The organism is Paenibacillus sp. FSL H8-0079 (assembly GCF_037991315.1).
GTDB lineage: Bacteria > Bacillota > Bacilli > Paenibacillales > Paenibacillaceae > Paenibacillus.
The window spans coordinates 6,684,598-6,708,762 of the sequence record NZ_CP150300.1; the positions used below are offsets into that span (position 1 = coordinate 6,684,598).

The window sequence follows — 24,165 nt, forward strand, 5'->3', positions numbered from 1 at the left end:
ATGTTATTCCTCCTCAGCTTGGTCAGGGAAATGAAAGTGCTGGTAACAGGTACACCGTACATAGTGGCCTGGCGCAATTTCATGCATCTGTGGGTTCTCTTCATGAGCCGAATCACTAATCCATGGAATTCGGGCTTTGAATCTGCACCCTTTGCGAGGAAGATTTTTGAGTGAAGGCACGATGCCTTGGATGACATGCAATTTGGATCCTTCTTCAGATAGGGTGGGAATCGAGTTCAACAGTGAACGTGTATACGGATGCTTCGCATCATTCATCAGTGTGAAGATATCTGCGATTTCAACAATTTCTCCTGCATACATAACTGCAACGCGATCAGCCATCTCGGCTACGACACCCAGGTCATGTGTAATCAGAATAATGCCTGCGTTAATTTCGTTCTTCAGATCACGGATCAGCTCCAGAATCTGTAGTTGAATCGTAACGTCAAGCGCCGTCGTAGGTTCATCGGCTATGAGTAGTTCTGGTTTGTTGGCAATCGCGATGGCAATGACAATTCTCTGTCTCATACCACCAGATAATTCGTGGGGATACTGCTTGTATATTTGTTCGGGACGTGGAATCCCTACCTGATTCAATAAGTGAATAACCTTTTCTCTCTTCTCTCTGGAAGACAGCTTGGACTGATGAAGTGTAAGAATCTCTTCAATCTGTTCACCAATAATCATTAGAGGATTTAGTGCGGACAATGGGTCTTGAAAAATCATGCCCATTTCTTTGCCGCGTAGCTTGTTCAACTTGCTTGGGGAGATGTTGGCAATATCTTGTCCTTTATAGAGAATCTGGCCTTCAATTTTTGCTTTGTTATGCAAACCCATAAGAGAGAATGCAAAAGCACTTTTGCCTGACCCGGATTCGCCTACAATCGCCAACACTTCATTTTTCTTCACCTTAAGGTTAACGTGATCCACTGCTGCGTAATAGTCATCTTCAATTCTGAATGATGTTGTTAGATTTCTGACTTCCAATAGCTCTGTATTCAAATCAATCACCCTAACCCCATAATTTCCGTAGATTGTATTCGTGTGTAGAAGAATGCATCCACTGTATATTTCCAAGTTCTTGAAGATAACGAACAATAGCTTATACAAAATACCAAATCTTTAGGAGAAACAAGTTTAAGAGACTTTTATTTAGACCATTGGTCAATTAATGTTGATAAATCCTAGCGGAATTATATTACAAAATAATTAATGTAATCATACGTGTAATTTTATCTGACGTCAATGCTTATTTTGAGATTTTTGGTATAAATGTTTTTTATACCACAGATTTGGATATTAGTAATATTATAAAGGTATATGGCAAGGGGTTTGAGAGATTTTGTCCTACTTTTAACTATGAGGTGTATATGATCAAATAATCATTTCAATATATACATTACATAATAGTTACATAAGATGTATATGTATATGTTGTAGTCAGTAGGAAAATTAAAATTAATGCGAGGTAAATGTTATATATTTTAGTTTTAACTATTCTCAATCGATAGCTTAACTCTATTTAATCGGAGCCATTATTCTTACATTTGATATAATAAGTTCGACCAAAGTAAAAAATCTAGTTATTATAGTATAGTTTCATTTATTTGCTGATGTAAAGACCAAATTGTCATCTTTTATCATTTATTTTACAAAAGAAAGAAAAAAGCCCTGCAAAATGCAGAGCTTTTCTAATATTTATTCATATAAGTGTATATTAAGTACATTTTTATTGAGAGTCTGGAGGTCTTTTACCTCGTTTTAACTCATTGATACTCAAACCAAAATCCATCTGCAAGTGAGGATAGTCCGGAAAGTTAGCCCAGTCACCACCCCAAGTGAAACCCAACTCTTTCGCGAGATCCACGACTTCCATCCAGTCTGCCTTGCCATTCCCGTTATCATCCCGTTCCATATCCCACACCACATCACCCTCAGGCGTTCTCAGTGCAAAATCAATAGCTAATCCATAGTTATGATATGATTCACCACCACGCGCATTCGTAACGATACTGCCTGTACTTGAGCGTCCTTGGTTAAATAGTGCATCTTGCTCCTCGGAACTTCGGTAGCCGTGGGTTATAACAATCTCTATTCCACGTCTGGCTGCCTTACGTACCAATAATTCCTCATTCTCTGCTACCACAGGATGAAGGCCGGTGATCGGCACAGCATCTTGAAGCGTTGTTCCTGGCCACATATTATCTATATCACCTTTTTGCTGTAACCATACATATATAATGGAAAGTAAAAGAGTAGCTACAATCCAGGTTTTTAGACTTTTCCTTTTTCTCTGCTTGCCTTTACGTTGTGATGTATTCATATCCACTCCTGATGTTTATTCTGAAATAAACAGCTATTCATGCTGCCTGACCTTTTCAGTAGATTAGACTCTATTATAATTCATTTGAGCCTTGAATGCCTCTATCACCACAGTATTGGATTCTCTGATTTATCAGATTGTATACATTATTTCCAATTATACATACAAAAAAGCAGCCGGCTATAAGCCGGCTGCTTCGTATGCAAGCTGAGTAAAACTACTCAGTTGTGTATGGCAATAATGCGATTTGACGGGAGCGTTTAATTGCAATCGTCAGAGCACGTTGATATTTAGCGCTAGTACCTGTTACACGGCGTGGCAAAATTTTTCCACGTTCGCTGATAAATTTACGAAGCAAGTCCGTATCTTTATAATCGATGTGAGTAATTTTGTTAGCTGTGAAGAAGCACACTTTACGACGTTTATTACGGCCGCCACGACGTGCCGGTCTTTTATCGTTGTCTCCGCCTTCTCTTTGCTTGAAGCCCATGCTTTTCAGTCCTTTCCTATCATGTAACCCATATCTCCTAAGAGAATATCAGCTCATGTTAAAATGGCAAATCATCATCCGATATATCAATCGGTTTTCCGTCATCGGAAAAAGGATCCTGATTGTTGCTACGCGAATTATTGTTATTGTTCGCGCGTCCGCCGCCTCCATAAGAAGGCTCTTCACGCATTGGTTGCCCACCGCCGCCACCGCTATTATCACGGTTAGCTGACTCCAAGAAACGGACATTATCGGCAATGACTTCGGTCACGTATACACGTTTTCCTTCGTTATTCTCGTAGTTCCGTACTTGAATGCGTCCTTCGACTGCAGCCAGGCGTCCTTTGCGCAAGTAGTTCGCACAGGTCTCGGCAAGCTGTCTCCAGGTTACGACCGGAATGAAATCGGCTTCCTTTTCTCCCCCTTGGCTTGTAAACGGTCTGTCCACTGCCAAAGTAAATTGCGTAACTGCTACTCCTGCTGGAGTGTAACGCAACTCAGGATCCCGGGTTAACCGTCCGATCAGAATGACACGGTTCAACAATGTAATCCCCTCCTTCAGAGCGTATTGGTGCGTTAATCACGAGTAGTCTTAAGCAGACTTAACGTCGTTGGTAATGAGATAACGAATTACTTCGTCAGAAATCTTCATGAGACGCTCAAGTTCAGTTACAACTGCTGGTTCAGCAGTGAAATGTACCAGAACATAAAAACCATCACGGAATTTCTTGATCTCATACGCAAGACGGCGTTTACCCATAACGTCGTGAGCTGTAACTTCACCACCGCCGTTGGAGATGATGCCTTGGAATTTATCGACTGTAGCTTGAACAACTTCTTGCTCAATGTCAGGACGAATAATGTACATCACTTCATATTTGCGCATAATTTTCACCTCCTTATGGACTCTGGCCCTCAATCTAGGTTGAGAGCAAGGAACGAGCACAAACTCGAACTATATTAATATAACAAATACCGAGTCAAAGTGCAAGCAAACGTTCCCTGTACATATTGGCACATGATCACCCCGGCAATGGAGCACACTACAGATGCAACAATGTAACATATTCTGCAGAGGAGGTTTTATCATGGGTGAAAAAACCGAGTTTGAGCCCGGAGACAAAGCACCAAATGATGGAGAGTACACGGAAGTCGGGGAAAAAAGCTTTGTCTCGGAAATTCAGAACCCGAAGCGGGTAACGCTGCAAAAAGGCGAAGCTTTTCCCGAGACAAGCAATCATAATCGCAAGTGGAAGAAGCTAACCAAAGCCCGCGTCCACTAATCGCAATACCTTTTTTCAAGATCCATGTATATAAAACGGAATAAAGCACATAATACAATCAGGCGGTGCACGAGAGAGGTGTGGTTCCGTTGGACAACGAAGCCGATCATTCGCTGTTGGAGATTCATCACGTAATTTAAGAAGCAAGTGGTTATGTGTTATAAGGCCCTTCGTCTGAAGCACACGTATTGCTACGTGCAGTACACCAGGTTTCTGATTGTTACGACCGATTGTTTCCTAACAAACAAATGCACCGCCGGATAAAGAGCCCTTCGGGGCTCTTTATTTTTCGTTTAAGAAGTACTGATCCAGCTAATATCAAAAATCAAATACATGTTCATTTTGTATTCAATATAACGGTAAACAAAAGAAGACTTCCCTAATGGAAAGTCTTCTTATCTATCTTTTTATTGAACTCAATGTGTATTGAGTAAATTGTAAATGAAGTGGCGGAAAGGGTGGGATTCGAACCCACGCACGCTGTGACACGCCTAACTGATTTCGAGTCAGCCCCCTTGGGCCTCTTGGGTACCTTTCCGCAGCAATATTGATTATAGCATGATCATTTACAGAACGCAACACCCATACGGAGCCTGCATGTAAACGTTATTTTGAGTACCTAATTCCGAATCATTCCAAGGTCAGGATTCAGTGGAATCTTCCGCTGAGCGGAGTACCTTCTTCATGTTTTTCTCAAATTTTGCTCTTGGAATCAACACACTATGTTTACATCCAACACACTTGATCCGAATATCCATACCCATTCGAATGATCTCCATCTCATTACTGCCACAGGGATGCTGCTTCTTCATCTGCACGATATCCCCAAGCTGGAAACTTTTACGCTCCACCTGTGCCATCCCCCTCATCTTTCTCCAAAGCTACAGCCTGTTCCAGTGCTGCTTGATTACTCATCTCATGATACTCCAGCGTTTTTTTTACATCTCCCTGAATCTGACGTTCCACCGAAGCACGAGAGTTAGGCATACATTCAGCCACAATTCGCACCACATACTCTGACGTAGACATCGACTGTACACCGAGCACATCTGGCACCTTCACAATATTTAGATCACGCTCTTCAATCCCAACCAAAGATTTCTTCACCAGGTGTACAGACTCATCGAGACTCAAGTCCGCCTTCATCGGAATATCCACTACAGCTAGCGAATTCGACATGGAGTAGTTCGTTACACTTGCAATCGCCCCGTTCGGGATAATGTGCACCTCACCTTGCCAGCTAACCAGTTTGGTAGTTCTAAGTCCGATCACCTCAACCGTTCCCTTGTAGGTTCCCGTCTGAATAACATCCCCCACAGCGAATTGATCCTCCAGTATAATGAAGAAACCCGTAATAACATCCTTGACCAAACCCTGTGCACCGAAACCAATGGCAAGCCCCAGCACACCGGCACTCGCCAGTAGCGGCCCAACTTGGATATTGATCTCAGATAACAGTAGCAGAATCATAATAAAATTACATGTTATGGAGGTCGCATTTTTCAGCAGTTCCCCTACAGTTACGAATCTGCGCGGATTCACGCGAATCTTGCCTTCCTGCTTGCGTTCCATGGAACGATCTATAATTCGATATACTACCTTAATGACAATACGGGTGATGATAAAAATAATGATGATCCTGATTGAGCTGAACATGATGTTAAGCCACATATCGGGATCTGCAATTTTGTTCCAGAGTTGATCTGTCCAACGAAGAGCTTCACCCACGGCCGCTACCGCACCGCGACCACCAATCCCTTGAACAAATTGAAATGGCAACATCTATCATCTCTCCTCTACATCGGTATGTTATCATAGCTGTCTTCTGTTTTGAAATAGAGGCCTCGGATCTCTACGAACTCATTACGAATGATCTTTTGCACTCGCTCCAGATCCTCTTTTGGAAACTGGATACATAGTGCACAACCTGCTGTAATTTCTTTTGGCGTAGGGAACAAGTCGATCTCTATCTCGGCAAACTCCAGCAACATTTCAGCACGCAGTGCCTGCTGAGTTGAATCAAACGCAATCAGCATCCAATCGTTAATCCATTCGTCCATGTCCGGCTCCTTTCGCTATACGTCCAACCCTAGAGAAAAAGCTTGTCCTCGTGAAGTATAAAACGCTCTACCTTTCCATATACTGTTACTACTATTCCAAGGGAAAGGATAGATCCTATGAATCCTACTTCGCGTTCCTTTTCATCACAAGATATGACCAGTTTGAAAATCCCCCATACCGATCCAGGCATACACTCAGCCATTACCCATCGTTTAATGTTTCATCTCTATAAAGCCCATTCTCTGCAAAATGTAGTGATCGTCTGCATCGGCACAGATCGCTCAACAGGCGACTGTCTTGGTCCTCTGGTCGGATCAGCTCTTTCCAAGTGGGACAGCCCTTTATTCCATTTGTATGGTACCTTGGATGAACCAGTCCATGCGATGAACCTTCAAGATACTCTCCACAACATACAGAAAACACACCATAACCCTTATGTGATTGGCATTGACGCCTGTCTTGGACAGTCATCCAGTGTAGGATGCATTCAAGTCGTGAATGGTCCACTCAAACCAGGCGCGGGGGTAAATAAAGAATTACCGCCGGTCGGCGATATCCATCTGACAGGTATCGTTAACGTCGGCGGCTTTATGGAGTACTTTGTTCTACAGAACACGCGGCTCAGTCTCGTTATGCGCATGTCCGAGATTATATCCAGCAGTCTATACTCGGCCATCCGGGAATGGCATACACGTTCTACTCTGCTTGCTGTGCCAGAGTAATAGCTTCCTTTTCCTCTGGGGACAGAGTGTATGCGGACTCTCCCCCTTTAAGAGGTTTTGCATATACGTAAGAACCATCGCGGTTATATATCCCCGTAAGAATCATGCCATCCTGGCTATCATTAATCATGGCCATCGAGAAGCTTAGATCACTGCCATGCTCTCCATAAGCATTGTATCTTTTCACGCCAACTTTACCTTGAATGCGGGTCAGCTTTTGCATGACAACTTGCAGCTGATTCGTTTGCAGTTTGTGTTCATCCTCAATGCTGTCCATCTGAATTTTCAGATTAATGAGCAGCGATTCCAGGTCCTCTACTCCACTGCCAGCCATCATGGCTTCATATTTACGTTTAAACTTTCGTAACTTTGCCCCTTGAGCAATACTCACAATCAGCAAGATCACCGTAAGTAATGCCATTCCGCCAATAATCCATAACAGCTGTTCCAGAATCAGCTCGTTTAATTCAGCCATGTAATTGCAACTACCCCTCTATATTTTTGATCAGATTAACGTCTGTCTTTATTATTATCATTCATTATAAATCAACCCGATATTCATCAGATTAATCATGCAGCTCTGTACCAAATGAGTTCGCCATTTCAACTCTAAACTAGTCTTTGTCTACCTGTGTCAACTCCAACACTGCCTTAACGAGTGTATCCACATGTTCTCTGGTCGAATTGTACCCCACACTGGCCCTTACCGCTCCAGTAGCGGTTGTACCAGCAGATTCGTGTGCAAGCGGTGTGCAATGAAAACCAGAGCGAACCGCAATTCCATAATTCCGATCTAATCGGAAGGCGAGTTGTGCTGGATCATACCCATCCACAGTAAAGGATACTAATCCGGTACGTGGCTGTCCAATCTCTGGACCGAGCATTCGAATGCCCTTAACGGATGACAACCCATCCATCATATGTTGGGTCAACTCCCACTCATGTTGGTAGATGAGCGCTGGTGTCATCTCAAGTACATGCTTCACACCCGCATTCAGTCCTGCAATCCCAACGGTATTCGGCGTCCCCGCTTCATACCGATCAGGACGCACCTTCGGCTGCTCCAGCGCTTCTGACTGACTTCCTGTTCCTCCATGAAGTAAAGGCTCTATATCGAGCTCAGGAGCAATGTACAAGCCTCCTGTCCCCTGAGGACCAAGCAATCCCTTGTGTCCCGGGAATGCAAGCATATCAATATTCAGTTGTTGTACATTCACAGGCATAACCCCAGCACTTTGAGCTGCATCTACCAACAAGATCGCTTGATGTTTACGACACAGGAGCGAAATTTCACCAATAGGAAGAATACTGCCAAGCAGATTGGAACTATGTGTACATACCACTAATCTGGTATTCGAACGAAACATACGTTCCATTAGCTTCAGATCAATAGCTCCCGCAGCATTAACAGGTACATAATCAATCTCCACATTTCGGAGTCTGCGCATATACTCTAGTGGTCGTCTGACTGAGTTATGTTCCGCCATGGTGGCAATCACATGATCGCCTTCCTTGAGCGAACCTTGAATAGCCAGATTTAGCGCTTCTGTCGTATTCGATCCGAATGCAATATCATTCGCATTCTTAATACCAAAAATATTAGATATAGATCTTCTGGCCTCGAACAGTACACGACTTGCCTGAACAGCCATCCGGTGACTGCCTCTGCCAGGATTGGCTCCTGCAATCTCCAGTGCACTCAGCATCGCATCACCGACAGCAGGTGGTTTCGGCCAAGATGTTGCTGCATGATCTAGATAGATAACTCCCTCCACCTTACAACCACCTCTGTCCCATTAATTAATTATTCGCCTGCACATACTGCACATCTAACTCTGTAAAAAAAGAATGACATATCGTTTCTCCATGGTACAGAGGCGATATGTCATGACATGAGTAAGCCCCGCATGTTGTTATGAATCATCGATCCGACTATTATTGTAACAATTCCAATAGCCGTTCCAGATCCTGTTGACTGTAGTAGTTGAGCTCAATTTTACCTTTATCTTTGTTGTGCTTAATTTTCACTGTTGTTTTGAAACGTTCACGCAGTGATTCTTCCACCGTATCAATGAATGGATCTTTCTTCTTCAACTTCGATTTGGCTTTAGCCTCACCCGTTTTGGAACGATCCAGTTGTTGAACAGCTTCCTCCAACTCACGGACACTCCATTGCTGGTCAATGGTTTGTTTGGCAAGTTGCTTCACCATAACCTCATCTTTAACACCCACGATCGCACGTGCATGTCCCATAGATAATGTTCCACGTGAAACATGGTCTTTTACTTCTTCCGGCAATGATAACAGACGCAAGAAGTTAGCAATGTGAGAACGTGATTTACCAACTTTTACAGACAACTCTTCTTGAGTCAACGCGAATTGGTCCATTAACCCTTGATAAGCAACTGCAACTTCCATGGCATTCAGATTCTCCCGTTGCAGATTCTCGATCAATGCAATCTCCATTACCTGCTGATCACTGAAATTGCGGACTACAGCGGGTACGGTGGCATTACCACAATATTGCGAAGCTCTGAACCGCCGTTCTCCGGCAATAATCTCATAACCTCGCAATACAGGACGTACAATAATGGGTTGTATGACACCATGCTGCCGAATGGACTCAGCCAGTTCATGTATTGCGCCCTCATCAAATACCTTACGCGGTTGATAGGGGTTAGCCCGCAGTTGACTAATCGGGATTTCTACGACTTTATCATCGTCATTAATTGAAAGCGAAGGAATGAGGGCATCAAGACCTTTTCCAAGCCGCTTACTCATAAGAAATCACTTCCTTTGCGAGCTCTAAATAAACTTCCGCCCCTCTTGACCGAGGGTCATACGTGATAATCGATTGACCATGAGATGGTGCTTCGCTAAGCCGTACGTTACGCGGAATAATCGTTTGATATACTTTTTGTTGAAAATACTTCTTCACTTCTTCAATAACCTGTATCCCCAGATTGGTCCGTGCATCAAACATCGTCAGCAATACCCCTTCAATCTGCAGGGATGTATTCAGATGTTTTTGTACCAGACGAACCGTATTAAGCAACTGGCTTAATCCTTCAAGTGCATAGTACTCACACTGAATCGGAATGATCACCGAATCGGAAGCGGTTAACGAATTGATCGTCAACATACCAAGAGAAGGTGGGCAATCGATCAGTATGTAATCATAGTTTTTTTTCACCATGGCGAGTGATTTTTTCAGGCGAACTTCCCGTGATATCGTGGAAACCAATTCAATCTCGGCTCCGGCAAGCTGAATCGTTGCAGGTATGATATGAAGGCCTTCAATCTGAGTCTCCACAATCGCTTCTTGAGGAGGAACCTCATTAATAATGACATCATATATACAATTAGCCACATCTGCTTTATTGATTCCGACTCCGCTGGTTGTATTCCCCTGAGGGTCAATATCGACAAGCAATACTCTTTTCCCGAGTGAAGCCAGTCCTGCACCCAAGTTAACAGATGTCGTCGTTTTCCCCACACCGCCCTTTTGATTTGCTACGGCCATAATCTTAGACAATTACTTCACCTCAAATAAAATAGGAGTCTTTTCTTGTAGGTTGTGAGATATTGTTAACAAAAAGCAGGCGACTATCGTCCACACAAACAACAACTACCGTTCCATCAATATACCGTTCTTTAAAAATTTCAAGCCTGACTTGATTTATAGACATAAAAAGCGGCTCATTGCCGCCATAAGCTTCAATTATTTGCGTTTTGGAATATGGATAACGATCTCGTAATGATCCTCATGGTCTGCTTCTTTTGTTTTGATGTCCAGACCAGAGCCAGTTACCATATCAATGGATTGGCGAATTGTATTAAGTGCAAGTCTTACGTCCTTAGTAAAGGAAACACGTCTAGATTTTTTAATCTTGGAAGATTCCTTGTAAAAGGCCACACGTGCCTCTGTCTGTTTCACATTCAATTCTTTTTCAATAATCTCACCGAGCAACTTCATCTGCAGTTCTTCCGTATCGAGAGAAAGTAATGCTCTTGCATGCCGTTCAGAAATTTTGCGTTCCATCAATGCAGCCTTAATGCCTTCCGGAAGCTGTAACAACCGAATTTTGTTGGCGATGGTTGACTGGCTTTTGCCGAGTCGTTGTGCAAGACTTTCCTGTGTCAGTTGATGCAAGTCGATCAGTTTCTGATAAGCGACGGCTTCTTCAATGGAGGTCAATCCTTCACGCTGCAAGTTCTCAATCAATGCAATGGATGCGGCCTGAGAGTCGTTGAATTCACGCACAATGGCTGGAATCGTATCCAAACCCAGTTTTCGAACTGCACGCCAGCGACGTTCCCCGGCAATAATCTCATATGATCCATTTCGCACGCGAACGACAATAGGCTGAATTACGCCATGTGTTTTGATCGTCTGCAACAACTCATCAATTTTATCATCATCAAAAATAGTACGGGGTTGATATGGGCTGCTCACAATTTCATTAACCGGAATCTGTTTGATCTCATCTCCGTTATTGCGCTCCGCCAAACCAAACAACTTCGAAAATTGTTCTTTCATTCCGCAGATTACCACCTAGTTTCGTAATAGCTCCCACAATCTTTGCAGGTGCTTCTTATTCAATAAACGACCCTTCAATTGCATCGTTCTTGGAATAAGTTTTGCCTTTCATAACGCTTCCTGTCATGCAACACTGAACGCGTATCCATCTATCTATACATATACTCTATGATCGCTGTAACCCAGGATCGGATACTTCTATTCTATCATCTTTTCTATCATAATCCTATGCTTACCTATTCTTTAAACTCTGCTTATTTTCCTGCTTTTTCTTTGTGAATATTGGAAATATGGCGACTTGTACACATATAATTCTTGAAAATGTTCATGAGTTACTTCGCGTTGAATTGATCATTACGCATGATTAAAGAGATATGTAATAGGAAGTATCCGTGATGTTGATCCAGTCCTCTATTTCAGAAAACAAAAAAAAGAAGATGTTTCACGTGAAACATCTTCTTTATCTATCGCTAAAATTATATTTAGTTTTGACTACCTTCAAAAACCCTCATCCAACTATACCAGTGGAGTCTTCATTGGAGTGCCTGGCTTACGCGGATACTTATAAGGTGTCTTATCAAATTTCTGGATCAGGATGATATGGCGCTCTGATTCTTCAACCGGCAGTTGGAAAGGGTGAACAGCTTTTACCCGTCCTTTCAGCTGATTGAAGCTAAACTCCGCTTCCTTCATTTCCTCACGTGGGTCTCCGCCCTTCATCGCAGCGAACATTCCACCTTTGCGAACAAACGGAAGACAGAATTCATTCAGTACAGCCAGCTTGGCTACTGCACGCGCCGTAACGAGATCGTAACTGTCACGATACCCTTCTTTGCGTCCGATCTCTTCAGCACGTCCATGGACCAACTCCACGTCTGTCAGGCCAAGGATATCTACCACATGCTGTAGAAAACCAATACGTTTATTCAATGAGTCTATGATCGTCAGCTCGATGTGTGGGAAACAGATTTTCAGGGGCAATCCCGGAAAACCCGCTCCTGATCCAATGTCAGCAAGCTTAATCACTTTGGTCATGTCAGTATAAAAAGCCAGCGATACCGAATCATAGAAATGCTTGGTATATACTTGCTCCCGATCCGTTATGCCCGTCAGATTCATCTTTTCATTCCAGGATACCAGTTCCTGATAATACAGTTCGAATTGCTCCAACTGGAGTTCGCCCAGCTCTAATCCATGTTTCTTTAAGCGCCGCTGCAGTTGCTGTTGAATATCGTCCATTATTGTCCCCTTGCTGCGGTTACACGGTTATAATGCTCCAGGTAGACCAGCAGAATGGAGATGTCGGCAGGAGTAACTCCAGCAATACGAGAAGCCTGACCAATCGAGATTGGACGAATCGTAGTGAGCTTCTGCTTGGCTTCCATAGCAAGACCATGAATCTCATCATATACGATGGTGTCCGGAATTTTCTTTTTCTCCATCTTTTGCAAACGTTCCACGTGGATCAATTGTTTCTCAATATAACCCGCATATTTAATTTGTATTTCCACTTGTTCTTTCATATCTGCTGTCAGTTCTACCTCAGATGGTGAGAGCTGTTCAATCAGTTCATACCCCAGCTCCGGGCGACGCAGCAAGGTAAGCAACGTACTTCCATCCTGAATAGGTGTAGATCCGTACTCTTCCAGCTTTGCGTTCACTTCAACTGGGCGAGCTTTAGCCACTTTCAGACGCGCGACTTCCTGCTCGACTTTCGCCTTTTTATCCAGGAATTTCGCATAACGCTCTTCAGGGATCAGGCCAATGTCATGTCCGATTGCCGTCAAACGCATGTCTGCATTATCATGGCGAAGCAACAGGCGATACTCGGCACGTGAAGTCAACAGACGATAAGGTTCATTCGTACCCTTTGTTACCAGATCATCAATCAGCACACCAATATATCCTTGCGAACGATCAAGCACAATCGGCTCTTTGTCTTGTACTTTGCGTGCTGCATTAATGCCGGCCATAACGCCTTGTCCAGCCGCTTCTTCATAACCCGAAGTACCGTTAATCTGACCCGCTGTGAACAGACCTGGCAGACGTTTGGTTTCAAGTGACGGCCACAATTGTGTAGGCACCATCGCATCGTATTCAATTGCATAACCGTTACGCATCATTTCTACTTTTTCCATACCTGGAATCGAGCGCAGAACCGCAAGCTGAACATCTTCTGGCAGACTCGTAGATAGCCCCTGCACATAATACTCCGATGTATTTTTGCCTTCCGGCTCCAGGAAAATCTGATGTTTCGGTTTGTCGCTAAACCGGACAATTTTATCTTCAATGGATGGACAGTAACGCGGTCCAGTCCCTTCAATCACACCCGAAAACATCGGTGCACGATGCAGATTATCATTAATAATCTGATGTGTTTCCACAGATGTATACGTCAACCAGCAAGGCAGTTGCTCATTATCGGAAGATTCTGTTTCATAGGAAAAGAACTTCGGCTCATCATCACCAGGCTGAATTTCGGTTTTGCTAAAATCAATCGTATCCTTATGCACACGTGGAGGTGTACCTGTTTTGAAACGAACCAGATCGAAGCCCAGTTCACGCAGATGCTCTGACAATTTAAGAGATGGTTGTTGATTGTTCGGTCCACTCTCATACATCAACTCACCCATAATTACTTTACCGCGCAAGTATGTGCCTGTCGTTAGAACGACTGCTTTGGCCCGATACTCTGTTCCGGTCTGAGTCACGACTCCTACACACTTTCCGTCTTCAACGACCAGTCGATCAACCATCCCCTGACGCATGGTCAGATTACGTTCATTCTCCATCGTTTCCTTCATTTTATGCTGGTAGGAGAATTTATCTGCCTGAGCACGAAGCGCGTGAACAGCAGGCCCTTTACCCGTGTTAAGCATCCGCATCTGAATAAAGGTCTTATCGATATTCCGTCCCATTTCTCCACCAAGTGCATCAATCTCACGCACAACATGTCCTTTAGCCGGTCCCCCAATGGATGGGTTACAAGGCATAAAGGCCACCATATCCAGATTGATTGTAATCATTAGTGTTTTGGACCCCATACGGGCTGCGGCCAGCGCGGATTCCACACCAGCATGTCCTGCACCAACGACGATTACATCATAACTGCCGCCATCAAAAGCCATTCCTGTTTACCTCCTTATAATGAAAACGAAATACTGCTAACCGTTCATCGGAACTTGCATTCCTATCTATATAAAACCAACACGTAATGGCTACAACATCATTCCATCCTTTGACAACAGGCAGAAATTGTACCTCTCCATCATACACTACGATTTAAGTCAATCGGCAGTATATTATTTTTACTTTCCTAGACAGAACTGGGAGAAAATCTGATCAATTAATGCATCATGTGCTGTATCTCCAACAATCTCGCCCAAATGCTCCCACGCTAAACGAACATCAATCTGGATCATATCGATCGGAATAAACTGCTCTGCCGCTTCATAGGCATCCACCAGGGACTGCTTCGCTTTTTTGAGCAAAGCAATATGACGCACGTTACTGACATAGGTCAGATCTGCCGACTCCAGTTTACCACTGAAGAATAACGTAGAGATGGCATCTTCCAGTCGATCCACACCCAGATCATCTTTCACCGACATCGGTACAAGCCGTTCTTCCGGAATGTAACGAAGCAGCACGTCACGTTCTACCTGTGGCGTTAAGTCCATTTTATTCATAATGATTATCGATTGTCTACCGCGGATTTGCTCCAATAATTCAATCTCATCGGGATGAAGTGGCTCAGCAGCATTCACAACCATCAAGATCAGATCGGCTTCACTTACCGCAGAACGAGAGCGTTCTACCCCGATCTTCTCTACAACGTCCATCGTTTCCCGGATTCCTGCCGTATCAAGTAACTTCAGCGGGATATTATTAATCGTAATGAACTCCTCGATCACGTCACGAGTTGTTCCTGGAATATCCGTGACGATAGCTCGATTGTCTTGCGCAAGTGTATTCATCAATGAGGATTTACCTACGTTAGGTCGTCCAACAATAGCCGTCGTGATACCTTCTCGCAGGATCTTTCCTTGCTCTGCTGTGGTAAGCAATTTATCGATTTCAGTCATAACCTGACTGGACTTTTCTTTAATAAAATCAGACGTTAACGACTCCACATCATGCTCGGGGTAATCGATATTCACTTCAATATGAGCCAGTGTTTCCACCAGTGTATATCGTAGATCACGCAGTTTGGAGGATAGCTTACCTTCAACCTGTTTCAATGCAACCGAGAAAGCTCGGTCCGATTTGGAACGAATAAGATCCATGACACCTTCAGCCTGAGACAGGTCAATCCGCCCATTGAGGAACGCACGCTTCGTGAACTCACCCGGTTCAGCCAGACGAATATCAAGCTGCAACAGCAGGTCCATGACCCGTTTTACCGACACCACACCGCCATGCGCACTGATCTCCACGACATCTTCTGTTGTGAATGAGCGTGGTGCCCGCATGACCGTAACCAGCACTTCCTCGATCTTCTCGCCGCTCGCCGGATCTATGATATGACCATAATGAACCGTATGGGATGCTGCCTGAGTTAAAGGGGTTTTGCTGCGAAAAATCTTTTCCGTCTCCGACACTGCTTCCGGGCCGCTGACCCGGATCACGGCGATCCCCGCCTCACCGACAGCTGTTGATATCGCTGTGATCGTATCACTGAACATGGTTATCTCTCCTTGCTCTATTTTAAAATTGCCGCCCCTCGGGGGACGTCATATCCATTTTCAACTCTATTGATGATATATCATATGACATGCTGCTTATCGTATTAAGTTCACTATTTACCTGTGTTACGTATCTTATCAAATTGCTTCTGTACGAAAAAAGCAATGGCTTCTGCACCGGGCAGGAAGCCATTGCGTCTTCAATTTCGTGTTATTTCGTGGTAATGACCACACGCCGATTGGGCTCTTCGCCCTTACTTAACGTCTTAATCTGCGGGTGATTTTGCAGTTTTGCATGAATGACTTTTCGTTCGAGCGGAGGCATTGGCTCCAGTACAACTTCCTTGCCGGTACGGATTGCTTGTCCAGCCAACCGTTCAGCCAGATCCTCCAGCGTCTTCCGCCGACGTTGACGGAAATTCTCCGCGTCGAGCACAATTCGAACGAAGCTTTCCGAGTATCGGTTCGCTACAATGTTCGTTAGATACTGAAGCGCATCCAGCGTCTGTCCACGTCTGCCAATAATCATGCCCAGGTCTTCACCGGCAATATTGAAGATATGTCCATCCCGCTGTTTTTTGATATGCACTTCAACATCCAGTCCCATACCTGCTGCGACCTCTTTCAAGAAAGCAGCCGCTTCTTCATAGGGATTTTTAGCTGCGACACCCTCAAGTAATGCATCTACTTCAGGTACGTGCGCGGCTGGCTTGATCGGCTGTTGAACAACTTCGGGCACAGGCAATAGTTTTACTTCAACTTTGGCCGCCTTCACCCCGATCAAACCCAGGAATCCTTTTGACGGCTGCTCTAACACTTGTATCTCGACCTTGTCCCGACTTACGCCAAGCTCGGTCAGTCCTTGGTTTACAGCATCTTCAACGGTTTTTCCTGACGTAATGACTTTGGTCATTTCGATTTTTTGGCCCCTTTCGACCCTTTTCCAGAGACGGTCGCTTTGCCACCGTTTTTGCGTTTAGCTCCATTTTTGGAGGAGCTATTCTGCTTCACGTTGACCTCAGCCACGATTTTATCATTATTCCGGTAAAGGAAATAGTTTTGCACGATCGTGTAGATGTTACTGTAGAACCAGTACAGCGGAAGTGCTGACGGGAACTGGTAGGACATCACGAAGATCAAAATCGGGTATACCCATAGCATAAACTGCATCGGACCCACTTGCTGTGCAGGGTTCATACGCATCATCATCCATGTTTGAATGAATGTTGTGATGGCAGCCAGCACTGGCAAAATAAACAGGTGATCCGGTTCCCCGAGTTGGAGCCACAAGAAATCATGTGTTCTCAGACTGGAGTTTCCGTAAATTGAGTTATAAAGTGCGATGTAAATCGGCATCTGAATCAGAAGTGGCAGACAACCCGCCATCGGATTAACTTTGTTCTCCTGAAACAACTTCATCGTTTCTTGCTGAACTTTCTCAGGTGTATCTTTAAACTTCGCTTGAATCTCCTTCAGCTGCGGCTGAATGGCCTGCATGGCTTTGGAGCTACGGACTTGTTTCATTGTTAATGGTAAAATCAATGTCCGTACAATAAGCACCATCACGAGGACGGCCAGTCCATATTCACCGTTGAACCAATTGGCGAATGTATCGAGCGCCAGTGAGAACCAGTAAATAACATTAGATTGCCAAAAAGAACCACTATTCTTCAGATCTTCCGTAGTAACCCCGGCTCCCTGTGGAGTACATCCGGCGAGTACAGTGACCATTGCAATGACTGCAATGAGGAGAATCCACTTCCCCTTTGATGTCTTCAATCGCGACACTTCATAACCCCTCTCTTAACCATTCCATTCCACCGTAAATCATACCATAATTAGGAGGACAAATAAACCGAAGCTTACCGCTTGCTCGACTTCAAAAGTGAGCCCTTGCGCATCGCATGGAGCAGGCTTTTTTCCATCTCCTTATAGGGCATGTCCAGTGCACCTTTTCTGACGATAAAAATCAGATCCATCTGCGTGACAATCTCATGCTCATGATGACGAACAATTTCCTTAATCATGCGTCTCATCCGGTTGCGTACGACAGCGTTTCCGATTTTCTTGCTGCATGATACGCCAACCCGGAATTGTTCCGTATCTTTACGGCGGCAGCCATACACCACGAATTGATGATTGGCAAACGATTTTCCATACCGGTATACACGGCTAAAGTCCGCCCGGTTTCGTAGACGCAGTCTTTTATACACGGCGCTTCTCCTTGCTGTTCTCCACCATTGTTATTGACGGAGGCCTCATTACTGATTTAGTATAGGCTTTCTTGAATAACGGTAAACCGTCTTGACAACAACTTCATTTGCGATGATTGTTGATCGGTCGTTTAAACCGAGCAAACATTCATCCCGGATGATTGTTGAACAGCTACTTGAACTGATCAGCATTCATCCCGTGATGATCGCAGATCGGATATTTTAACCGAACCGACATTCATCCTTATATAAGGTAAGTTTTCGAAAAATGAAAAACTCACTCGACATACATAGATGTGTATTCAGAACTTTTCCGCAGACCATTCAGACCTGATCTGTACCAGCATCCAGTCTGAAATGATCCAAATTAAGAAAAAAAAGACCACCTCGGTGGTCTTCAATGCATTAAGCACTCAGGTTTTTACGGCCTTTAAGGCGACGTGCGGCCAAAATTTTACGGCCATTGCTCGTGCTCATTCTTTTCCGGAAACCATGAACTTTTTTACGTTTGCTAACGTTCGGTTTGAATGTAGGTCTCAATGTATTGCACCTCCTCACAAGGAAATACTTATGTGATGAATCACTTTCATCTTCACAGAAAACACCTTTATATATTTAACCATGATCACCTGGAAAAGTCAACTGCAAGGCTCAAGGCTTCTCCCTCTTTTATATACGCTCTCCATCCCGCCAGAAATGATGACCACAGTCCGTTCACATTATTATCATTACCAAGCCTCGAAGAGAGCTTCAAAAAGTTATCCCCAGACCCTGATCAGATCACGATAATACCGCATTTATAGTTATCCACACCCTCCAATACCCGCTATCTCCTTCAATACTTCCTGTTTAAAGTTATTCACATGTGGATAATGATTATTGGCTTCCAATATCGTTGAATTCTGATCAAGTTGTATCCGCTTCAATTGAGGTTTACAAGCTTTTGAGAAAGGTGTAGGATAAAAATCACATCTTGTATACAAGTAGTCCTTTGAAAAAAACATCAGCCGTTATCATGCATACTACAGACTATGGATTGAGCTGAAATGTCCAGTCCTCAAAATAGTTATGCTATGATCAGTAATGAACTGATTACTTATTAATAGGAGCGTTAGCCATATGCTATTTCCTTCTTCCTGGCTTCAAGGGGCTTCCCGTGGTGAAGCCATTGCCTGCGAATTAAGGCTGCGGATCATCAGTGGTACCCTTCGACCTGGAGAGATTTTGTCGGAAAATCGAATTGCGGCTGATTTTGACAGCAGTCGTTCACCTGTCCGTGAAGCGTTAAGAACATTGTCTAATGAAGGTCTGATTCGACTTGAACGTATGGGTGTCGTTGTCCTGGGACTGAGGATCAAGGATGTCGAAGAATTATATGATGTCCGTTTCCTGATTGAAAGTTTTGTGCAGCAGCGACTCGCTGGAGATGTTCCAGAGTCATTAATTACCCAGTTGCGTAACGTGATCGACAAAATGCAACTCGCTGGAAGACATCAGGACGCTGTCGAATTCGCTTATCAGGATCTCGTTTTCCACGAAACCATCATTGAAGCAGCCCAGCATTCCCGTATTTCACACCTATGGAACAGTATTCGATATGTTGTGATGACCGTTATGCTGCTCACGACGCGCAGAGTATTTGTTCAAGGCGAGCAGAAAGTAAGCGCTGTAATTGAGAAACACCGTTCGCTCGTTGAAGCATTAGAATCCGGTGACAAATTGCTCATTCAGGCTGGAGTCCGCACGTATTTCCAAGATTCCGGCAAAACCTTGCACGAAAGCTTCGATTCCTAATTGGTGCAGAGCGTTTGCAATCATATCCGTCGTGTATGATTGCGCTCTAACTTGTCGACAAGTATACAAAATGAGATTTTGTTTCCATTTTGGGCATGATAAAGCTACATTTTCGCGAATAGCCCTTTAGCAGTACTGGCACGAATCTACGTGTTAACGATGATTTCAGTTGTAAGCGTTCTATATCAGAAATAAAGGAGCACACCACATCATGAGCACTCTTTTTGGACTATCCCATAATGCAACATTATTGGTCTGGACATTAATTGCGATCGTTTTTCTGATCGTTTTGATCTCCAAATATAAATGGAATCCCTTTATCACCCTTTTGTTATCCGCATTAATGCTCGGTTTACTTACAGGTATGAAACCTGCCGATGTGATCTCTTCCATTACCGGGGGACTCGGCGGCACACTTGGAACCATTGCAATTGTTATTGCTCTTGGTACGATGCTCGGTAAGATGATGGCCGAATCCGGCGGTGCCGAGCGCATTGCAACCACATTGGTCGATCGGTTCGGTGTGAAACGTGTGCACTGGGCCATGATGATTGTTGGCTTTATCGTCGGTATTCCTGTTTTCTTCGAAGTCGGCGTTATTTTGATGATCCCCATCATTTTCACCGTTGCACGTAAAACCAACATGTCATTGCTGCAGATCGGTATTCCCATTTTGGCAGGTCTGTCGACTGTACATGGTCTGGTTCCACCCCATCCAGCGCCAATGATTGCAGTTGAAGCCTTCAGCGCAGATCTGGGTAAAACCATTTTGTACTCCCTTATTGTTGGTATTCCTACAGCGATTATTGCAGGTCCTTTGTTTGGTAAATTTATTGGAAAAAGAATACACACCGAACCGCCAGCTGAACTGGCTGAACAATTCGCAACCAAAACAAACAGCAACATGCCTGGGTTTGGTATTACCCTGTTTACCATATTGCTGCCGGTCATTCTGATGTTAATCGGTTCCATAGCGAGCATCATTGATCCAAATGCCACGAGCGGATTCACCGTGTTCAGTGAATTTATCGGTCATGAGATCATTGCTCTGCTGATTTCTGTTGTATTTGCCCTCTTTTCACTCGGCTTCGCACGTGGATTCACCAAGCACGATATTTCTCGCTTCACCAGTGAATGTCTGGCGCCTACGGCGACCATCATTCTCATTATTGGTGGAGGCGGTGCCTTCAAACAGGTATTGATCAATAGTGGTGTAGGTAACGCCATTGCTGAAGTCGCTACTCATGCCAACATTAACGTGATCCTGTTTGCCTGGCTTGTTGCGGCGCTTATTCGTGTAGCTACTGGTTCAGCAACCGTAGCCATGACAACAGCCGCTGGTATCGTCGCTCCAGTGCTTGCACTCACACCAGGCGCCAATATTGAACTCGTTGTACTCGCCACAGGCGCGGGGTCACTCATCTTGTCTCATGTGAACGATGCAGGATTCTGGATGATCAAAGAATTCTTTAATATGAGCGTCGCCCAGACATTGAAAACGTGGACCGTTATGGAAACACTATTATCCGTGGTCGGACTGATCTTTATTTTGCTGCTAAGTACAGTCGTATAAATGGAGTATCTATAGTAGAAAGAAATTAAAAACTTATCGCTTTCTGGAGAAAGAAGGATTAAATACATGAACAACTACATGATCGGAATCGATATCGGTACCACCAGTACCAAATCCGTGTTATTTACCGAGCAAGGTTCCGTCGTCAGTACCTCAATGCAGGAATATCCCTTGTATACCCCTGCACCCGATGTTGCCGAGCAGGACCCCGAGGAGATTGTACAGGCGGCTCTCCGCTCTGTACGAGGAGTTATGGATCAGAGTGGTGTTGCTGCCGAGCAGATCCTGTTCGTATCCTGCAGCTCGGCCATGCACAGTGTCATTGCCATGGATCAGGACGACAAACCCTTAACTCGGTGCATCACCTGGGCGGATAATCGAAGTGCAGCGTGGTCTGCCCAACTGCAAGAGAATGAATTGGGCCATCGCATCTATCTGCGCACAGGTACACCAATCCATCCCATGTCACCGCTGACCAAATTAATGTGGCTGCGCCACGATGAATCTGAACTTTTCGAGCGCACAGCCAAATTTATCTCTATTAAAGAATATCTGTTCTTCCGTCTATTCGGACAATATGTCGTCGACCATTCCATCGCTTCTTGCACAGGCTTGCTCAATCTGGAACAACTGGACTGGGATGCGGAAGCCCTTGAGATTGCAGGCATTACACCCGACCATCTGTCGAAGCTCGTACCTACAACACATATATTAGAAGGAATGAATCACGAATCGGCTGAAAAAATGGCTCTCTCCCCCTCCACGCCCTTCGTTATTGGCGCAAGTGACGGGGTTTTGTCCAATCTCGGCGTAAACGCCATTGAACCTGGTGTTGTTGCAGCAACCATCGGAACCAGCGGGGCCATTCGCACTGTCGTGGACCGTCCGGTTACCGACCCCAAAGGTCGGACCTTCTGTTACGCCCTCACAGAGAATCTTTGGGTCATTGGCGGACCTGTGAATAACGGTGGTATGTTATTTCGCTGGGTGCGGGATGAATTCGCAGCGTCTGAAGTGGAGACAGCCAAACGACTTGGCATCAATTCCTATGATGTGCTGACCAAAATTGCTGGACGTGTCCGGCCGGGATCGGAAGGACTTCTGTTTCATCCGTACCTTTCGGGCGAACGTGCCCCTTTGTGGAATCCGGATGCCCGTGGCTCCTTTTTCGGCTTAACACTCCATCATAAGAAAGAGCATATGATCCGCGCTGTCCTGGAAGGGGTCATTTTCAACCTATATACGGTACTACTCGCCATGGAAGAACAGATTGGACAACCTACCTCCATTCAAGCCACCGGTGGGTTTGCACGCTCTCCTCTCTGGCGCCAAATGATGTCCGATATCTTCAATCAGGAAGTCGTTGTACCTGAAAGCTTCGAAAGTTCCTGTCTGGGTGCCGTTGTGCTTGGTTTGTACGCTACTGGGAGAATTGACTCGCTTCATGCCGTTTCTTCCATGGTGGGTACAACCCATCGACATACCCCTGTCAAAGAGAATGCTGTACTCTACCAGGAGCTGCTGCCCATCTTTATTCGGATCTCTCGCAAACTGGAGGAGGAATACGCAGATATCGCTGAATTTCAACGCAAGATGTCCCATGAGCGTCTCTAAATCATCAATCCATACTTAGTCTCCACACAAAGAAAGAGGGTGTCCCCTGAAACCAAAAATCGGTTTCAGGGGACACCCTCTTTTGATATAAATTCATAAAATGTCGTTTGGATTCATATCATATAGTCATACACTTCTACCTCAATATTTGAGTTTCGGCTTACCTCTTCATTCCGGATAATTCATATTCCACTTGTCTTATAATGAATTCCTCTTTGTTCATTATCCATCTATATCGATGTCCACAGATCCCCATCTCCTCAGAAACTAGATCACATTTCTTGTTTAACGATACGCCAATTGGGATCTTTTCCGCCTTCCAGCCTTACGCTGAAATCGTGAAATTTCCCTAACTCCTTTGGCAAGGAAAACACGAGGGTCAGAGGTAACTCTTTTCCCGATCTCGATCGTGCTCCATTTTCAATTAACGGTTATCCACAGACAGGTTATTCACAAACGAAGAATACTTTTACACACAATTTGGCATCATTTGACGGATAACCTGTGTATAAAACATTTTTGGTTTTTGGGTCATCCTGTCGAAAATTAAACAGTTTATAAACAATATATTGTGTTGTGACTAAAAATTATACACAAGTTATTGAATTTGTGGATAAAATCACGCGATACGTTGAAATGCGGGGTTTCTTTTGCTATGATTGTATTACTTTTGGATGTGAATATGTGATCTGACCCATAATATTATCAACAGCCTGTGGATAAAGTTGTGAACAATTTTCCGTTGTTCATACTTTTTTTGTTTTCGACCTGCGGGGGTTTGGGGATAAATTCAACAATATATCTCGTATTTCGACACTGCATCATGGCTTAAGCCACACTTGGAACATGTAAAAGGAGTGACAGTCT

The 24,165-nt window shown here is 44.3% G+C and carries 25 protein-coding genes and 1 tRNA gene; 5 read left to right on the forward strand and 21 right to left on the reverse strand.

The genetic code is table 11. The annotated features are described in order from the left end of the window. Nucleotides 1–3: 3 nt before the first annotated feature. The 5 genes from MHI06_RS29685 to rpsF all read right to left on the reverse strand — a co-directional run bounded on the left by MHI06_RS29685 (nucleotide 4) and on the right by rpsF (nucleotide 3,699). Nucleotides 4–1,002 (reverse strand): ABC transporter ATP-binding protein, encoded by a 999-nt coding sequence (locus MHI06_RS29685; protein ID WP_169482679.1) that lies wholly within the window; start codon nucleotides 1,000–1,002, stop codon nucleotides 4–6. Between the two features lie 727 nt (nucleotides 1,003–1,729). Further along, complete coding sequence (locus MHI06_RS29690; protein WP_169482681.1) at nucleotides 1,730–2,323, reverse strand: M15 family metallopeptidase; 594 nt, start codon at nucleotides 2,321–2,323, stop codon at nucleotides 1,730–1,732. Nucleotides 2,324–2,540: 217 nt separating this feature from the next. After that, entirely contained in the window at nucleotides 2,541–2,813 is a 273-nt protein-coding gene (gene rpsR / locus MHI06_RS29695; RefSeq protein ID WP_056697535.1) for a 30S ribosomal protein S18, read from the reverse strand. A gap of 58 nt (nucleotides 2,814–2,871) precedes the next feature. Beyond that, nucleotides 2,872–3,357: a single-stranded DNA-binding protein gene (gene ssb, locus MHI06_RS29700; protein WP_017691432.1), complete on the reverse strand. Its 486-nt coding sequence runs from the start codon at nucleotides 3,355–3,357 to the stop codon at nucleotides 2,872–2,874. A 48-nt stretch (nucleotides 3,358–3,405) separates the two neighbouring features. Continuing rightward, nucleotides 3,406–3,699, reverse strand: a complete 294-nt coding sequence (gene rpsF / locus MHI06_RS29705; protein ID WP_036611944.1) for a 30S ribosomal protein S6 — start codon at nucleotides 3,697–3,699, stop codon at nucleotides 3,406–3,408. Between the two features lie 202 nt (nucleotides 3,700–3,901). Between rpsF and MHI06_RS29710 the strand changes: the two genes are divergently transcribed. Then, entirely contained in the window at nucleotides 3,902–4,096 is a 195-nt protein-coding gene (locus tag MHI06_RS29710) for a YjzC family protein (protein WP_105406420.1), read from the forward strand. Between the two features lie 447 nt (nucleotides 4,097–4,543). Here the strand turns inward: MHI06_RS29710 and MHI06_RS29715 are convergent. The 4 genes from MHI06_RS29715 to MHI06_RS29730 form a co-directional block, all read right to left on the reverse strand. Continuing rightward, a tRNA-Ser gene (locus tag MHI06_RS29715) sits at nucleotides 4,544–4,634 on the reverse strand. A gap of 103 nt (nucleotides 4,635–4,737) precedes the next feature. After that, a complete protein-coding gene (locus tag MHI06_RS29720) occupies nucleotides 4,738–4,947 on the reverse strand; it encodes a DUF951 domain-containing protein (protein ID WP_036611950.1) in 210 nt (69 codons plus the stop codon). Next, the gene (locus MHI06_RS29725) at nucleotides 4,937–5,767 is read right to left on the reverse strand and encodes a mechanosensitive ion channel family protein (RefSeq protein WP_340402206.1); all 831 of its coding nucleotides are present in this window, start codon (nucleotides 5,765–5,767) and stop codon (nucleotides 4,937–4,939) included. The genes MHI06_RS29720 and MHI06_RS29725 overlap by 11 nt, the downstream gene beginning before the upstream one ends. Nucleotides 5,768–5,892: 125 nt before the next feature. Continuing rightward, a complete protein-coding gene (locus tag MHI06_RS29730) occupies nucleotides 5,893–6,156 on the reverse strand; it encodes a DUF3343 domain-containing protein (protein ID WP_017691427.1) in 264 nt (87 codons plus the stop codon). A gap of 117 nt (nucleotides 6,157–6,273) precedes the next feature. On the opposite strand from MHI06_RS29730, the gene yyaC reads away from it, so the two are divergent. Then, on the forward strand, nucleotides 6,274–6,879 hold the full coding sequence (gene yyaC, locus MHI06_RS29735) for a spore protease YyaC (protein ID WP_036611957.1): 606 nt from the start codon (nucleotides 6,274–6,276) through the stop codon (nucleotides 6,877–6,879). Here yyaC and MHI06_RS29740 read toward each other — a convergent pair. The 12 genes from MHI06_RS29740 to rpmH form a co-directional block, all read right to left on the reverse strand. Further along, complete coding sequence (locus tag MHI06_RS29740; RefSeq protein ID WP_062836527.1) at nucleotides 6,854–7,354, reverse strand: DUF4446 family protein; 501 nt, start codon at nucleotides 7,352–7,354, stop codon at nucleotides 6,854–6,856. The two genes, yyaC and MHI06_RS29740, sit on opposite strands and share 26 nt — an antisense overlap. A 139-nt stretch (nucleotides 7,355–7,493) precedes the next feature. Further along, nucleotides 7,494–8,654, reverse strand: a complete 1,161-nt coding sequence (locus tag MHI06_RS29745) for an aminotransferase class V-fold PLP-dependent enzyme (protein ID WP_340400032.1) — start codon at nucleotides 8,652–8,654, stop codon at nucleotides 7,494–7,496. A gap of 160 nt (nucleotides 8,655–8,814) precedes the next feature. Further along, the gene (locus MHI06_RS29750; protein ID WP_336763396.1) at nucleotides 8,815–9,660 is read right to left on the reverse strand and encodes a ParB/RepB/Spo0J family partition protein; all 846 of its coding nucleotides are present in this window, start codon (nucleotides 9,658–9,660) and stop codon (nucleotides 8,815–8,817) included. After that, complete coding sequence (locus MHI06_RS29755) at nucleotides 9,653–10,414, reverse strand: AAA family ATPase (protein ID WP_024629525.1); 762 nt, start codon at nucleotides 10,412–10,414, stop codon at nucleotides 9,653–9,655. Before MHI06_RS29755 ends, MHI06_RS29750 begins: the two co-directional genes overlap by 8 nt. 186 nt (nucleotides 10,415–10,600) lie before the next feature. Beyond that, nucleotides 10,601–11,419 (reverse strand): nucleoid occlusion protein, encoded by an 819-nt coding sequence (gene noc, locus MHI06_RS29760; protein ID WP_091012196.1) that lies wholly within the window; start codon nucleotides 11,417–11,419, stop codon nucleotides 10,601–10,603. A gap of 516 nt (nucleotides 11,420–11,935) precedes the next feature. After that, the gene (gene rsmG, locus MHI06_RS29765; protein WP_340400034.1) at nucleotides 11,936–12,658 is read right to left on the reverse strand and encodes a 16S rRNA (guanine(527)-N(7))-methyltransferase RsmG; all 723 of its coding nucleotides are present in this window, start codon (nucleotides 12,656–12,658) and stop codon (nucleotides 11,936–11,938) included. After that, the gene (gene mnmG, locus MHI06_RS29770; RefSeq protein ID WP_340400035.1) at nucleotides 12,658–14,547 is read right to left on the reverse strand and encodes a tRNA uridine-5-carboxymethylaminomethyl(34) synthesis enzyme MnmG; all 1,890 of its coding nucleotides are present in this window, start codon (nucleotides 14,545–14,547) and stop codon (nucleotides 12,658–12,660) included. The genes rsmG and mnmG overlap by 1 nt, the downstream gene beginning before the upstream one ends. 180 nt (nucleotides 14,548–14,727) lie before the next feature. Continuing rightward, the gene (gene mnmE / locus MHI06_RS29775) at nucleotides 14,728–16,104 is read right to left on the reverse strand and encodes a tRNA uridine-5-carboxymethylaminomethyl(34) synthesis GTPase MnmE (RefSeq protein WP_169482695.1); all 1,377 of its coding nucleotides are present in this window, start codon (nucleotides 16,102–16,104) and stop codon (nucleotides 14,728–14,730) included. Between the two features lie 211 nt (nucleotides 16,105–16,315). Continuing rightward, the gene (gene jag / locus MHI06_RS29780) at nucleotides 16,316–17,017 is read right to left on the reverse strand and encodes an RNA-binding cell elongation regulator Jag/EloR (protein ID WP_076332219.1); all 702 of its coding nucleotides are present in this window, start codon (nucleotides 17,015–17,017) and stop codon (nucleotides 16,316–16,318) included. After that, entirely contained in the window at nucleotides 17,014–17,892 is an 879-nt protein-coding gene (locus MHI06_RS29785) for a membrane protein insertase YidC (protein ID WP_169482697.1), read from the reverse strand. The genes jag and MHI06_RS29785 overlap by 4 nt, the downstream gene beginning before the upstream one ends. Nucleotides 17,893–17,966: 74 nt before the next feature. Further along, nucleotides 17,967–18,317 carry a ribonuclease P protein component gene (gene rnpA / locus MHI06_RS29790; protein WP_036611981.1) on the reverse strand — a complete coding sequence of 117 codons (351 nt, stop codon included), beginning with the start codon at nucleotides 18,315–18,317 and terminating at the stop codon, nucleotides 17,967–17,969. A gap of 405 nt (nucleotides 18,318–18,722) precedes the next feature. Continuing rightward, nucleotides 18,723–18,857 (reverse strand): 50S ribosomal protein L34, encoded by a 135-nt coding sequence (rpmH, locus tag MHI06_RS29795; protein ID WP_017691413.1) that lies wholly within the window; start codon nucleotides 18,855–18,857, stop codon nucleotides 18,723–18,725. Nucleotides 18,858–19,436: 579 nt separating this feature from the next. Between rpmH and MHI06_RS29800 the strand changes: the two genes are divergently transcribed. The 3 genes from MHI06_RS29800 (at nucleotide 19,437) to gntK (ending at nucleotide 23,298) form a co-directional block, all read left to right on the forward strand. Then, the gene (locus MHI06_RS29800) at nucleotides 19,437–20,111 is read left to right on the forward strand and encodes a GntR family transcriptional regulator (protein WP_340400036.1); all 675 of its coding nucleotides are present in this window, start codon (nucleotides 19,437–19,439) and stop codon (nucleotides 20,109–20,111) included. A gap of 211 nt (nucleotides 20,112–20,322) precedes the next feature. After that, nucleotides 20,323–21,684, forward strand: a complete 1,362-nt coding sequence (locus MHI06_RS29805) for a gluconate:H+ symporter (protein WP_340400037.1) — start codon at nucleotides 20,323–20,325, stop codon at nucleotides 21,682–21,684. Between the two features lie 66 nt (nucleotides 21,685–21,750). Beyond that, nucleotides 21,751–23,298, forward strand: a complete 1,548-nt coding sequence (gene gntK, locus MHI06_RS29810; RefSeq protein WP_340400038.1) for a gluconokinase — start codon at nucleotides 21,751–21,753, stop codon at nucleotides 23,296–23,298. Nucleotides 23,299–24,165: the final 867 nt, after the last annotated feature.

Bases quoted from the DNA above. Each gene is read 5' to 3' on its own strand.
- MHI06_RS29690 (WP_169482681.1), bottom strand. From the start codon at position 2,323: ATGAATACATCACAACGTAAAGGCAAGCAGAGAAAAAGGAAAAGTCTA.
- rpsR (WP_056697535.1), bottom strand. From the start codon at position 2,813: ATGGGCTTCAAGCAAAGAGAAGGCGGAGACAACGATAAAAGACCGGCA.
- rpsF (WP_036611944.1), bottom strand. From the start codon at position 3,699: ATGCGCAAATATGAAGTGATGTACATTATTCGTCCTGACATTGAGCAA.
- MHI06_RS29710 (WP_105406420.1), top strand. From the start codon at position 3,902: ATGGGTGAAAAAACCGAGTTTGAGCCCGGAGACAAAGCACCAAATGAT.
- MHI06_RS29725 (WP_340402206.1), bottom strand. From the start codon at position 5,767: ATGTGGCTTAACATCATGTTCAGCTCAATCAGGATCATCATTATTTTT.
- MHI06_RS29730 (WP_017691427.1), bottom strand. From the start codon at position 6,156: ATGGACGAATGGATTAACGATTGGATGCTGATTGCGTTTGATTCAACT.
- yyaC (WP_036611957.1), top strand. From the start codon at position 6,274: ATGAATCCTACTTCGCGTTCCTTTTCATCACAAGATATGACCAGTTTG.
- MHI06_RS29740 (WP_062836527.1), bottom strand. From the start codon at position 7,354: ATGGCTGAATTAAACGAGCTGATTCTGGAACAGCTGTTATGGATTATT.
- MHI06_RS29750 (WP_336763396.1), bottom strand. From the start codon at position 9,660: ATGAGTAAGCGGCTTGGAAAAGGTCTTGATGCCCTCATTCCTTCGCTT.
- noc (WP_091012196.1), bottom strand. From the start codon at position 11,419: ATGAAAGAACAATTTTCGAAGTTGTTTGGTTTGGCGGAGCGCAATAAC.
- rsmG (WP_340400034.1), bottom strand. From the start codon at position 12,658: ATGGACGATATTCAACAGCAACTGCAGCGGCGCTTAAAGAAACATGGA.
- mnmG (WP_340400035.1), bottom strand. From the start codon at position 14,547: ATGGCTTTTGATGGCGGCAGTTATGATGTAATCGTCGTTGGTGCAGGA.
- mnmE (WP_169482695.1), bottom strand. From the start codon at position 16,104: ATGTTCAGTGATACGATCACAGCGATATCAACAGCTGTCGGTGAGGCG.
- jag (WP_076332219.1), bottom strand. From the start codon at position 17,017: ATGACCAAAGTCATTACGTCAGGAAAAACCGTTGAAGATGCTGTAAAC.
- MHI06_RS29800 (WP_340400036.1), top strand. From the start codon at position 19,437: ATGCTATTTCCTTCTTCCTGGCTTCAAGGGGCTTCCCGTGGTGAAGCC.
- MHI06_RS29805 (WP_340400037.1), top strand. From the start codon at position 20,323: ATGAGCACTCTTTTTGGACTATCCCATAATGCAACATTATTGGTCTGG.
- gntK (WP_340400038.1), top strand. From the start codon at position 21,751: ATGAACAACTACATGATCGGAATCGATATCGGTACCACCAGTACCAAA.